Consider the following 13,287-nt stretch of genomic DNA (forward strand, 5'->3'; position numbering starts at 1 on the left):
ACTTCCCTTGCATTGTCATTATCTCTTCCCTCTCTTTCGTCATCCTCGGGTCAAGCCCGAGGATGACGGTGGAGAGGAGGAGAGGGCGTTATCTATCCTAGCCGATCCGCTGGGCTTCGAGCGCCTTCACATAGGCCTCGCGCGCCGTGTTGACCTCGTCGCGCGCGCTGACTTCCGGAACCGCGACATCCCACCAGTGACCGCCGTCCTTCGTGGTGATCAGCGGGTCCGTGTCGATGACGATGACAGAGGTGCGGTCGTTGCCCTTGCTTCTCTCGATGGCGGTTTCGAGGTCGGCGATCGACGACACCTTCACCGCGACCGCGCCCATGCTCTCGGCATGCGCCCTGAAGTCGATGTCCGGCATCGTCTCGATCATCGAGTCCTTCAGCAGGTTGTTGAAGTTCGCGCCGCCGGTCGCCATCTGCAGCCGGTTGATGCAGCCGTAGCCGCGGTTGTCGAGCACCACGATCGTCAGCTTCTGGCCGAGCATGATGGAGGTCGACAGCTCGGAGTTCATCATCATGTAGGAGCCGTCGCCGACCATGACGACGACATCGGCCTCCGGCCGCGCCAGCTTGACGCCGAGGCCGCCGGCGATCTCGTAGCCCATGCAGGAGAAGCCGTATTCCATGTGGTAGCCGCCGGGCCTGTTGGCCCGCCACAGCTTGTGCAGCTCGCCCGGCAGGCCGCCGGCGGCGCAGACGAGAACCGAATTGTCGCCGCCGATCGCGCGCTGCACCGCGCCGATGACCTGCGCATCGGAGGGCAGGGCCGCGTTGGTGGCGGCGGTCGCCCGGTTGGCGGCGGCCATCCATTCGTCCTTGCGGGACTTTGCGGCCGCCTCCACCGCGGCCGGCGCCTTCCAGCCGCCGAGCGTCTCGGAAAGCAGCGTCAGGCCCTCGCGTGCATCGGCGACGAGCGGCTGGCTGTTGTGCTTGGCGGCATCGAAGGCGGCGGTGTTGAGGCCGATCATCGTCACGGCGTCGTTCTTGAAGAGCGCCCAGGAGCCGGTGGTGAAGTCCTGCATGCGGGTGCCGACGGCGAGGATGACGTCCGCCTCCTCGGCAAACGCATTGGCGGCCGAAGTGCCGGTGACACCGATCGAGCCCATGCAGAGCGGATGGTCGTCCGGCAGCGCCGATTTGCCGGCCTGGGTGACGGCGACCGGAATGCCGTGCATGCCGGCAAAGGCCTTCAGCTCGGCGGTCGCCTGCGAATAGAGCACGCCGCCGCCGGCGATGATCAGCGGCTTTTCCGCCTTGCGCAGCGTGGCGATGGCGGCGGCGAGCTCGTCGCTGTCCGGGCGCGGCCGGCGGTGCGTCCAGACCTTCTCTTCGAAGAGGCTCGCCGGATAGTCATAGGCTTCGGCCTGCACGTCCTGGCAGAGCGAGAGCGTCACCGGCCCGCAATCGACCGGATCGGTCAGCACCTGCATGGTGCGCTTCAGCGCGGGGATGATCTGCTCCGGCCGGGTGATGCGGTCGAAATAGCGCGAGACGCAGCGGAAGGCGTCGTTGACGGAGACGGTGCCGTCGCCGAAATTCTCGATCTGCTGGAGGACCGGGTCGGGAATGCGGTTGGCGAAGACGTCGCCGGGCAGGAACAGCACGGGAAGGCGGTTGACATGGGCGACGCCCGCCGCGGTGATCATGTTCAGCGCGCCGGGGCCGATGGAGGTCGTGCAGGCCATGAAGCGCTGGCGGAAGCTCGCCTTGGCGAAGGCGACGGCGGCATGCGCCATGCCCTGCTCGTTGTGGGCGCGCAGCGTCGGCAGCTCTTCGCGCACCTGGTAGAGCGCCTCGCCCATGCCGGCGACGTTGCCGTGGCCGAAAATCCCCCAGACGCCCGCGAAGATCGGCACCTTCTTGCCGCCCTCGACCGTCATCTGCGCCTTCAGGAAATGCGCGACGGCCTGCGCCATCGTCAGCCGGATCGTCTTTGCCATGGTCTTCCTCCCGAATTCTCTTGCTTGCCGCAATCCCTGACCGGGCGAACCGCCTCACGTCTTGCGGGATTGCCCTGTCCCTTAAAGGCCGCGCGTCCGCAGCCAGGCGTCGGTCAGCGCGCGGAAGCGGCCGGCCATGTCCGATATCGCCGCCTCGTCGTCCATCTTTCCGGCCATCCAGGCACGGGCGGCGTCGACGAAGATCGTGCGGCCGACGGCAAAGCCCTTGACGGCCGGCGCCACCCTGGTCGCCTCGAAGGCCTTCACCAGCTCCTCGGTCGGCGCTTCGAGGCCGAGCAGCACGATGCCGCGGCAATAGGCGTCGTTCCTCGCGATGACGGCCTCGATGTTCTCCCACGCGCCGCTGGAGGCCTGCGGCTCCAGCTTCCACCAGTCCGGCTTGATGCCGAGGTCATAGAGCTCCTGCAGCGCCGTCGACACCGTATCATCCTTGAGCGGCCCGTTCTTGCCCGCGATGATCTCGATCAACAGTTCGCGCCCGACGCGGCGCGCGGCTTCGAAGAGCGCGCGCAGCTTCTCCTGCTGCTCCGTCTTGAGCGCGGCCGGATCGTCGGGATGATAGAAGCACAGGCACTTGATGCAATGGTCGAGCGGCCATTCGACGAGCTGCGAGCCGATATCCTGGCTGAACTCGAAGCGCAGCGGCCTGGAGCCCGGCAGCTCGACCGGCCGGCCGAGCCAGGAGAAATTCTGCGTCGCGGCGTCGAAGAAGGCGTCGCGGCCGAAGCGCTCGTCGATCAGCATGCCGTAGCCGGGGCGGCCGTCCGCGACCCGCGCGGCGGCCTTGACGGTCAGGCGCTTGAATTCGGAAATCTTCTCGTGCGGCACCTTCAGCTCGTCGGCGACGTCGACGAGCTGCATGCGGTGGTCGCAGGCAAGCGCCATCAGCAGCGGGATGTCGTCCTGCTTGCGGTTGGTCGCCCAGTGGATGTGGTTGATCGCCTCGTCCTTGCGCAGCGCCCGGTGCTTGCTGCCGTTCGCCAAGAAGAAGGCGAGTTCGTCCCAGCTCGGATATTCCGGCGAGCAGAGCAGGCGGGAGACGGCGAAGGCGCCGCAGGCATTCGCCCAGGTGGCGGAGGTCCTGTGATCCTCGCCCGTCAGCCAGCCGCGCAGGAAGCCCGACATGAAGGCGTCACCCGCGCCGAGCACGTTGTAGACCTCGATCGGGAATCCCTGCCCGACGACGCCGTCCTCCAGGTCGTCGGAGATCGGGCCGTCATAGACGATGCAGCCCATGGCGCCGCGCTTCAGGACGATCGTCGCCGCGGAGACGGCGCGGATCGCCTTCAGCGAGGACAGCACGTCGTCGGCACCCGAGGCGATCATGATCTCCTCCTCGGTGCCGACGATGAGGTCGCAATCCGGCAGCACGGATTTCAGGATGGCGGAGACGCGGTCGGATTTCACATAGCGCTCGAAGCCTTCCGCATGGCCGGCAAGGCCCCAGAGGTTCGGGCGGTAGTCGATGTCGAAGATGACCTTGCCGCCGCTCTCCTTGGCGATGCGGATCGCCTTGCGCTGGGCGGCTTCGGTGTTGGGGCGGGAAAAATGCGTGCCGGAAACGAGAATCGCACGGGAAGATCGCACGAAGGCCTCGTCCACGTCGCCCTCGTTAAGCGCCATGTCGGCGCAGTCGGTGCGCACGAAGATCATCGGCGAGACGCCTTCGGCCTCGATGGCGAGCAGTACGAGCGCCGTCAGCCGCTCCCTGTCGGTCCTGATACCCTCGACGTTCACGCCCTCGCGGGCGCATTGCTCGCGGATGAAGCGGCCCATCTGCTCGTCGCCGACGCGGGTGATGAGGGCGGACCGGAGACCGAGGCGGGCGGTGCCGATGGCGATGTTGGCCGGGCAGCCGCCGACGGATTTGGCGAAGGAGGCGGTGTCCTCCAGGCGCGTGCCGAGCTGCTGGCCGTAGAGATCGACGGACGAACGGCCGATCGTGATGACGTCGAGCGTCTTGTCCTGGCCCTGGTCAGTGTGCGGCATGTCTTCCTCCCGGTCTCGCGGCGCCGTCATTCAGGGTGCGGCGGTCCGTGCGGAAAATGAAACATGAATTCCATAATTATGTCAATTCGGAATATACATTCCGTTTCTATTCCACAGCATTTCCCTTCGAGGAGCGTTTGAGGCTGCGTCGCTTTTCGGCAATGGCGACCGGCAGCGCCATGGCGAGCGCCATGGAGGCCGAGAGCGAGCGGAAGCCGGCATAGTCCGCCTCCGACACCTCGAACCAGTGGGTGGCGGAGGCGGCCAGCGGCGAGAAGACCGAGTCGGTGATGGCGACGATCGGAACGCCGCGGGCGGCCAGTTCCTGCGCCTGCGCCAGGCTTTCGGCGGCATAGGGGGCGAAGCTGGCGGCGATCACCGCATCCTTGCGGGTGGCGAACTGTGCCATCTCGGCGTCGATGCCGTTCGGCGAGGCGATGATCTGGTGGCGGATGCCGAGCTTGCCGAGGGCGTAGGCCATGTGCGCGGTGAGCGGGTAGGAGCGGCGCTTGGCGACGAGATAGATCGTTTCGGCCCGCGCCAGAAGCTCGACGGACCTGGAGAAGGTCTCGCCGTCGATCGTGCTGGCAAGCCGCGCGACGGACTGGCTGGCGGCGGTGAGGAAGCCGGAGAGCAGCTCCGTGTCGCTGTTGGACGCCGGCCCGGCCTCTAGGGAGAGCAGGCGTTCCTCATAGGAGAGCGTGCGGTCGCGCAGCCGGGCGCGAAAAACGTTCTGCAGGTCGGAAAAGCCCTCATAGCCGAGGTGGTGGGCAAGGCGCACCAGCGTGGAGGGTTGCACGTCGGCCGCCGTCGCGATGCTCGCCGCCGTGCCGAAGGCCATCTCGTCCGGATTGGAAAGCGCATAGGCCGCCACCTGCGCCAGACGCTTAGGCATGCTCACCTTGCGCTCGATGATGACGCTGCGCAGGCTGTCGAAATCACGGGGCACGCGTGCCAGGGCCGCTTCGGTGCTGTTCATGGTTCTGTCCTCCCTCGTGCGGCCATTCTGCGACAAACGAAATAAATATTCTATTTTATCGGAAAAGATAGTTTTCGTTCCAAATCTTTCCCGCTATGCATGGTGCCGAAGACGCCCATGCGGCGAGGTATAGAGCAAATCCGGCGCGAATGCGTAGCGGTTTTGCAGCCGCATTCGCGTGGAAAGGCAACCCCGGCAGATGGAGGAGACGGCATGAAGGCCTTGGGAATAGGACTGATCGGTACCGGCTACATGGGCAAGTGCCATGCGCTCGCCTGGAACAATGTCAGCGCGGTCTTCGGCGACGTGGAACGCCCGCGCCTCGTGCATCTGGCCGAGGCCAACGCGGCGCTTGCCGCCAGCCGCGCCCGCGAATTCGGCTTTGCCAGATCGACTGCCGACTGGCGTGATCTTCTCGCCGATCCCGAGGTCGACGTGATCTCGGTGACGACGCCGAACCAGTTCCACGCCGAGATGGCGATCGCTGCGCTGGAGGCGGGAAAACACGTCTGGTGCGAAAAGCCGATGGCGCCGGCGCTGGCCGATGCCGAGCGCATGCTCGCCGCCCAGCGTTCCTCCGGCAGGGTCGCGGTCATGGGCTACAACTATATCCAGAACCCGGTCATGCGGCACATCCGTTCCCTCATCGACGAGGGCGCGATCGGCACGGTCAACCATGTCCGCGTCGAGATGGACGAGGATTTCATGGCTGATCCGGAAGCGCCGTTCTACTGGAAGAGCGAGGCCGCTTCCGGTTACGGCGCGCTCGACGATTTCGCCGTGCATCCGCTCTCGCTGCTGTGGAGCCTGTTCGGCCATGTCGAGGCGGTGATCGCCTCGCTGGCAAAGCCCTATGCCGACCGCCCGCTGAAGGAGGGCGGCCGCCGCGCCGTGGAGAACCACGACATTGCCAGCGTGCTGATGCGCCTTCCCGGCGGCATTTCCGGCGTGCTGATGGCCAACCGTTCCGCCTGGGGCCGCAAGGGCCGCATCGCGCTGCAGGTCTACGGCTCGAAAGGCTCGATCCTCTTCGACCAGGAGCGCATGAACGAGTTCCAGCTCTATACGGTGGACGGCCGTGCGAGCGAGCAGGGCTTTTCCACGATCCTGACGGCCCCGCACCACAAGCCCTACGACCGGTTCATCCCGGCCCCCGGCCACGGCCTCGGCTTCAACGATCTCAAGGTCATCGAATGCCGCGAGCTGATCGCCGCCATATCGGGCATGGCCTCGCATTCCATCGACTTCAACCATGGCCTGCGCATCGAGAAGTCCGTTCATGCCATGGCGCAATCTTTTCGGGAAGGCCGCTGGGTCGAGATCGCCGCCGCGTGATTTTTTCGGCGGCCGGACCAAAAAAATCCGGCCGCCCGCACATTGAAACGGCGGGGGCCATACGTAATACTCTCGGCAATAATGCCGGAGGGAAGGGCATGATCAAGCAATTGCAGAGACGCTGGGCGCCGGTCCTCTTCGTCTCGGTTGCTGTCGTCGTGTTCAATGCGGGCGCCGCCGAGGCGAAACGCGTTGCACTGCTGATAGGCAACCAGAAATACGAAGAGACCGCCCAGCTCAACAACCCTGCGAACGACGTCGAGCTGATGCGCGCCTCGTTCGAAAATGCAGGCTTCGATTCCGTCAGGACCGTCCACGATCTCAACCGCGCCGCCATGGTGAAGGCGCTGCGCGAGTTCGAGGACGATTCGATGGATGCGGAAATGGCGGTGGTCTACTATTCCGGCCACGCCATGGAGATGAACGGGATCAACTACCTGATCCCCGTCGACGCGGCGCTGAGGAGCGACCGGGACGTCGAAGACGAGAGCGTCGCCATCGACCGCGTACAGCGCTCGCTGGAAGGCGCCAAGAGACTGAAGCTCTTCATCCTCGATGCCTGCCGCAACAATCCCTTCGCCGCCTCGATGACGCGGTCGATCGGCACCCGCGCCGTCACGCGCGGCCTTGCCCGCGTCGAGCCCGAATCGGCCGACACGCTGATCGCCTTCGCCTCGAAGGCCGGCACGGTGGCGCTGGACGGCGAGGGCAGGAACAGCCCGTTCGCGACGGCACTCTCCAAATACCTGACGGAACCCGGCCTCGACGTGCGCATCGCGCTCGGCAAGGTGCGCGACGAGGTGGTGGAAGCCACCAACCGCGAGCAGGAGCCCTTCGTCTACGGTTCGCTCGGCGGCGCGCAGATCTTCCTGAACATCAAGGAAGTGAACATCAACGTCACCAACAGCGGCAACACGCAGGAGGTCTCGCCGAACGGCCAGTCCGAGGCGGCGGCCGACTGGCAGAACATCCGCGACCTCGCCGACGAGGACCTGATCGCCGCCTTCATCGCCAAGCACGGCAAGGATCCCGTCTACAAGATGCTGGCGGAAAAGAAGCTCGCCAGCCTCAAGGAAGCCACCCAGAACGACGGCCAGGACGCGGCCGGCATCGCATGGGAGGCCCTGAAGGGCTCGACCGACGCGGCCGCGCTCCAGCGCTTCATCGAGCGCTATCCGGACAGCCAGCACCGCAGCGATGCCGAACAGCTCATCGCCGCGCTGGAGCCGAAGAAGGGCCTCAGCGTCGACGTCGCCGGCAAGGAGACGCCGGCCTCGCGCGACTGCTTCCTGCTCGCCGGCGAGCCGCAGTCGCTGCCCGGCTTCATGGGCGTCAACTTCCTGAAGATCGATGCCAAGCGGGCGCTCACCGCCTGCGCCCAGGCCGTCAACGAGAACCCGTCCGACGGCATGCTCGTCAACCTGCTCGGCCGCGCGCACGACGCCGACCGCAACTATGTCGAAGCCCGCCGCAACTACGAGAAGGCGATCGAGCTCGGCAACATGTACGCCCTGACGAACCTTGCCTGGTTCTCCGTCTACGGCACGGATGGCCCGGTCGACGTCGCCAAGGGCCTGTCGATGTTCGAGAAGGCCTCGATCGCCGGCAATTCCTATGCGCAGGCTTCGCTCGGCTGGCTCTACCGCGAAGGCTACGGCGGCACCCGCCAGGACTACAACGAGGCGGTGAAATGGTACCAGCAGTCGGCCAACCAGGGCTATGCCAACGCCATGGCGACCATGGGCTGGTTCTACCGCGAAGGCCTCGGCGTTTCGCAGGATTACGTCCAGTCGCTCAACTGGTACCGCAAGGCGGCGGAGGCCGGCGATGCCAACGCCATGTCCTCGCTCGGCTGGGCCTACCAGAACGGCCTCGGCACGGCGCAGAGCTATACGGAGGCCAAGGTCTGGTACGAGAAGGCCGCCAATATCGGCGATTCCTACTCGATGGCCTCGCTCGCCTGGCTCTATGACGTCGGCAACGGCGTGAAGCAGGACTATGTCGAAGCCCGCTACTGGTACGAGAAGGCCGCCAATGCCGGCAGCGCCTATGCCATGGGCAACCTGTCGCGCCTCTACGACCAGGGCCTCGGCACGCCGGCTGACGCCAAGGAAGCCGTCCGCTGGGCGGCCGCCTCCGTCGAAAGCGGCGATGCCAACAAGCTGACGGAGCTCAAGGACAATCCGGGCAACTTCACCGTCGCCTTCCGCAAGGAGATGCAGAACCTCCTGAAGGAGCGCGGCTATTACAGCGGCTCCTCGGACGGCGAATTCGGCCCGGCGACGCTCGCCGCCATCGACAAGCTGGCGACCGGCCGCAACGAGAGCAGCTCGCTGACGAACACCAACACGACCACCACCACCGACGACAGCCAGTCGACGGTGACCCTCGGCGGCTCGGATACCGACCAGTGCTACGAGCTCGCCGGCGAACCGAACCTGCGCCCGGGCTTCCTCGGCAAGCTCTTCGCGCAGATCGACTACGGCCGTGCGATCCCGGTCTGCGAGGCGGCGCTCAACGCCAATCCGACGGACAACTCGATCCGCAACATGCTGGGCCGCGCCCATGACGCCGCGCGCAACTTCCCGAAAGCGCGCGAGCTGTACCAGAAGGCCGCCGACGAGGGGAACCTCTACGCGCTGACCAACCTTGCCTGGTACTCGATCTACGGCACGGACGGCCCGGTCGACATGGCCAAGGGCACCCGCATGTTCGAGCAGGCCTCGAATGCCGGCAATCCCTACGCCCAGGCCTCCCTCGGCTGGCTCTACCGCGAAGGCTACAACGGCACGCGCAAGGACTATGACGAGGCGATCAAGTGGTATCGCAAGGCCGCCGAGCAGGGCTATGCCAATGCGCAGGCCACGATGGGCTGGTTCTACCGCGAAGGCCTCGGCACGCCGCGCGACTACAATGTCTCGCTCGACTGGTACCTGAAGGGCGCGGAAGGCGGCGACGTCAACGCCATGTCCTCCGTCGGCTATGCCTACCAGTCCGGCCTCGGCGTCGCGGTCGACTATGTCGAGGCGCGCAAGTGGTACGAGAAGGCCGCGGGCTTCAACGACTACTATTCGATGGCCTCGCTCGGCTGGCTCTACGACGTCGGCAACGGCGTGAAGCAGGACTATGCCGAGGCCCGCAACTGGTACGAGAAGGCGGCCAACGGCGGCAACACCTATGCCATGGGCAATCTCTCGCGCCTCTACGACCAGGGCCTCGGCACGCGCGCCAACGCCAAGGAGGCCGCCCGCTGGGCCGCCGCCAGCGTCGAGGGCGGCGACCAGGGCAAGCTGCAGGAACTCAAGGGTTCGCCGGCGAACTTCACGCCGCAGTTCCGCAAGGAGTTCCAGCAGATCCTCAAGGATCGCGGCTACTACAGCGGCCCGATCGACGGCGACTTCGGCACCTCGACGCAGAACGCGATCGACCGCCTGGCCGCCCGCACGTAAACACAGCACCGGCCCAGCACCCGGAAAGAAAACCGCCAGCGTCCGAAAGGGCGCTGGCGGTTTTCGTTGAGGAACAGCTTTCCGGAGTGCCGATGATTCGGGCGCTGCAAAGAGAAATGCCGCACGCGTTGCTGGCGCGTGCGGCATGACAAGCTCGGGAGCGCCCCCTGTGCCAGGGGCGGAGCTTAGAGCAGGAAGTCGCTCGAATAGTAGCGCGTGAGGCCGGCGTCAATCTCGAAATCGGCGCGGCCGTCGCCATTCACGTCGCCGGAGATGATCGTGCCGGAGTAGCGCAGTTCGCCCGCCGTGCCGGAGAAGGCATCCTTGCCGATGAAGGTGAAGGCGTTGTTGCCGCTTCGGCCCGTATTGGCGTCGATGTCTCTGAGGTCGATGACGTCGCCCTCGCTGTCCGGCTTGAAGTCGTCGATCACGTCGCGCTGCGAGCCGACCTTGCTGTCGGAAACGCGGGTGAAGCGGAACGTATCGGCGCCGGAGCCGCCGACGAGGAAATCGTTGCCGCTGCCGCCGACCAGGAGGTCGTTGCCCGCGCCGCCGAGAAGGTCGTCATTGCCCGAACCGCCGTAGAGCTTGTCGTTGCCGCTGTCGCCGTAAAGGTCGTCGTTGCCGTTGTCGCCGTAAAGGATGTCCTTGCCGGCGCCGCCATAGAGCCTGTCGTTGCCGCCGAGGCCTTCCAGTTGGTCGTTGCCGTTGCCGCCGCGCAGGATGTTCTTGCCGCCGGTGCCGATCAGCGTGTCATTGGAGCTGGTGCCCGTGGCGTTCTCGATGCTGGTCAGCTTCTCGTTGCGCCCGTCGACGGCCTTGGCGAAGCCCTTGTCGAGGTCGACATAGATGCCGCGGCCTTTCTCGCTGGAGGAATCCTGCAGCGAATAGTTGACCGTGTCGGTGCCGGAGCCGCCGTTGAACGCGTTGCGGTAGCCGACGGAGTAGAAAGTGTCGTTGCCGCTGTCGCCCCAATAGTCGCTGGCATAGGTCTTCACTTCGAACCGGTCGTTGCCGTCGCCGCCGTGGACCTTGTCATATTCGCCGCTGGCCCTGGCCGCGCCGCTGTGCTTGTAGACGTCGTTGCCGGAGCCGAGGAAGATATCGTTGCCGCCCTCGAAGCTGTTGCGCACGAGATCGTTGCCGCTGCCGGCCTCCACATAGTTGAGGCCGCCCCGGCTGTCGGTCCGGTTCAGAACGATTTCGTCATCGCCGCCATAGGTGTAGATTTCCACCTCGGTGCGAGAGTTCTGGACGACGTAATCGTCTCCATTCGTGCCTCTGTATACATAGGCCATGTCCTCGTTCCTTTCTGCAACCACGTGCCGTTGTCCGACTTCTAGCGCCGGCAAGCTGAACCGCTGTTGAACAAAGTGGGGAGACAGAAGGCATTTTCGAGGCCGGTTGCCAAAAAATCCGCAGCCGCAAGCCGGCGCGGCCACAGCGGAAAACCTGCCGGGCCGCCGCCCGGGAGAATCACATTCCCGGAAAGCCGCTGGTTTCGAGGCAGACCCGAAGGCACAAAAGGCCGTTTGCCGGCTGCGTGCCGCAAGGTCTTCTTTCTGTGGGGGAACTGGCGGAGAAGAAGGGATTCGAACCCTCGATACCGTTTCCGGTATACTCCCTTAGCAGGGGAGCGCCTTCGACCACTCGGCCACCTCTCCGCTCGCGGTTTCACTATGCGGCAGAGCTTGCGATTGCAAGGCCTTTTTGTTTTTCGCCCACATTTTGATGACAGCGCCGGGCCTTCGGGGTGAAAGCCGGATGGCGGCGCTGCCGAATTCGGCCTCCCGCGCGCAAGGCCGTTCCTGAAAAGGGTGCCCCGCGGATAGCGGCGTCGGCTCCGAGGCGTGATTGACGACGCGGGCGGGTTCGAAAGGGCGTTTTCGCGCACAGCCGGGCCGCAGGTTTGCGACCTTATATATAGGGTCGTGTCGGAGGGCCTGTTCCCAGGCCCATGATCCCGGCGGGCGAACCGCCTCGTTGGAGCCGGAAAACCCGCCGCGTGATTCCCCGAATCGAAACGCGAAAAGCGGGTGTCCAGGCCCCCGGTACGGGCTGCCGCGGCGTCTCCGGCGGGCGGGCGGCGGCGCGCAAATCGTCTTCGTGCCACGGGAAAGGGCGGTCCTTGCCCTTCTTTTGCCCGGTCTATGGCAGGGGAATTGAGGAAATCCGCTTCGCTAAGTGCCCGCTTCATAAGGCCTTTTGTTAATGATCCATAAACTTTTAGCGATCCGCCCGGCCATTTTGTGTCCTTTCCGCAACAGCGCGGGGCGAAGGCTGACACAAACCCGACCTGCTTTCAGTTTGGAGATTGCTTACGGAGGCGCGTCTTGTATTTTCACCTTCGGAAGCAGGGGCGGTTGATCGTCCGCTTCCTGAACTTGGGGATGGGGCAGGGAACGCTGTCCTTCAGCAAAAAACCCAGACCCGTTTGAAACTTTTTGACTGGAGGTCAGAAAATGAACATCAAGAGCCTTCTCATCGGCTCCGCTGCCGCTCTCGCAGCAGTATCCGGCGCCCAGGCCGCCGACGCTATCGTTGCCGCTGAGCCGGAGCCGCTGGAATACGTTCGCGTTTGCGACGCATTCGGCACGGGTTACTTCTACATTCCGGGCACCGAAACCTGCCTGCAGATCAGCGGTTACGTCCGTTTCCAGGTTGATTTCCAGGATGACGTTGTCGGCAACGACGCTGGCTACCGCGTTGGTACGCGTGGTTACATCTCGCTCGACGCCAAGAGCGACACCGAGCTCGGCACGCTGACCGGCCACATCGACCTCCAGGCTGACTCCCACCAGGACGTCTTCCTCGATGGCGCATGGATCCAGCTCGGCGGCTTCAAGGCCGGTTACTTCTACACCGAGTGGGATAAGGGCATCAACGGCGAGACCGACGCTCTCGACGGCGGCTTCCTGAACCTCATCGGCGGCAACTCGCTGCTGAACGCCATTTCGTACAAGTACGAAGGCGGCGCCTTCTCCGCTACCGTTGCTCTCGAGTCCTTCGCCAACAAGGCTTGGTCGCGCTTCGAAGACAACCTCGGCATCTCCGGCGTTGTCACCGGCTCGTTCGGCGCTGTCAGCGTTGACCTGCTCGGCTCCTACGACTTCGACGCTGAAAACGGCAACATCCGTGGCCTCGTTTCCGCTGACCTCGGTCCGGGCACCCTGCAGGGCGCAGTCGTCTGGTCGTCGGGTGCAAACCGTTACTGGGACGCTTCCGAATGGTCGGTCGCTGCCTCGTACAAGGCTAACCTGACCGACAAGCTGGCCATCACCCCCGGCTTCCAGTACTGGAACACGATCGACTATAACGCCAATGGCGACTACCGCGGCAGCCGCGACGCCTGGCGCGCTGGCGTAACGCTCGACTACACGATCGTTACGGACCTGACCACCAAGGTCAGCCTGCAGTACACGGACATCGACAACGGCGCTGGCAACAAGGGCGCTGGCGACGACACCTGGGGCGGTTTCGTCCGTCTGCAGCGTTCGTTCTAATCTGATCTGACATCTGTCAGTGATGGGAGACCCGGCTTTCGAGCCGGGTCTTTTTCGTTTCAG

General features: G+C 64.9%; 7 protein-coding genes and 1 tRNA gene. 3 read left to right on the forward strand and 5 right to left on the reverse strand.

Annotated features, from left to right (window positions below):
- Positions 1–97: 97 nt before the first annotated feature.
- From iolD to EV665_RS04160, 3 genes are all read right to left on the reverse strand, one after another.
- Complete coding sequence (gene iolD, locus EV665_RS04150) at positions 98–1,948, reverse strand: 3D-(3,5/4)-trihydroxycyclohexane-1,2-dione acylhydrolase (decyclizing) (protein WP_133033194.1); 1,851 nt, start codon at positions 1,946–1,948, stop codon at positions 98–100.
- An 81-nt stretch (positions 1,949–2,029) separates the two neighbouring features.
- Positions 2,030–3,958 (reverse strand): bifunctional 5-dehydro-2-deoxygluconokinase/5-dehydro-2-deoxyphosphogluconate aldolase, encoded by a 1,929-nt coding sequence (locus EV665_RS04155; RefSeq protein WP_133033195.1) that lies wholly within the window; start codon positions 3,956–3,958, stop codon positions 2,030–2,032.
- Positions 3,959–4,064: 106 nt separating this feature from the next.
- Entirely contained in the window at positions 4,065–4,937 is an 873-nt protein-coding gene (locus tag EV665_RS04160; protein WP_133033196.1) for a MurR/RpiR family transcriptional regulator, read from the reverse strand.
- Positions 4,938–5,150: 213 nt separating this feature from the next.
- On the opposite strand from EV665_RS04160, the gene EV665_RS04165 reads away from it, so the two are divergent.
- Together EV665_RS04165 and EV665_RS04170 are read left to right on the forward strand one after the other, a co-directional pair.
- The gene (locus tag EV665_RS04165) at positions 5,151–6,272 is read left to right on the forward strand and encodes a Gfo/Idh/MocA family protein (protein ID WP_064329559.1); all 1,122 of its coding nucleotides are present in this window, start codon (positions 5,151–5,153) and stop codon (positions 6,270–6,272) included.
- Between the two features lie 98 nt (positions 6,273–6,370).
- Positions 6,371–9,721, forward strand: coding sequence for a caspase family protein (locus EV665_RS04170; RefSeq protein WP_133033197.1), 3,351 nt, complete (start codon positions 6,371–6,373; stop codon positions 9,719–9,721).
- A 185-nt stretch (positions 9,722–9,906) separates the two neighbouring features.
- Here EV665_RS04170 and EV665_RS04175 read toward each other — a convergent pair whose 3' ends face one another.
- Both EV665_RS04175 and EV665_RS04180 read right to left on the reverse strand, forming a co-directional pair.
- Positions 9,907–11,019 carry a calcium-binding protein gene (locus tag EV665_RS04175; RefSeq protein WP_133033198.1) on the reverse strand — a complete coding sequence of 371 codons (1,113 nt, stop codon included), beginning with the start codon at positions 11,017–11,019 and terminating at the stop codon, positions 9,907–9,909.
- A 276-nt stretch (positions 11,020–11,295) separates the two neighbouring features.
- Positions 11,296–11,385, reverse strand: a tRNA-Ser gene (locus tag EV665_RS04180).
- Positions 11,386–12,183: 798 nt separating this feature from the next.
- Between EV665_RS04180 and EV665_RS04185 the strand changes: the two genes are divergently transcribed.
- On the forward strand, positions 12,184–13,224 hold the full coding sequence (locus tag EV665_RS04185; protein ID WP_064329573.1) for a porin: 1,041 nt from the start codon (positions 12,184–12,186) through the stop codon (positions 13,222–13,224).
- Positions 13,225–13,287: the final 63 nt, after the last annotated feature.

This window comes from Shinella granuli (genome assembly GCF_004341885.1).
GTDB lineage: Bacteria > Pseudomonadota > Alphaproteobacteria > Rhizobiales > Rhizobiaceae > Shinella > Shinella granuli.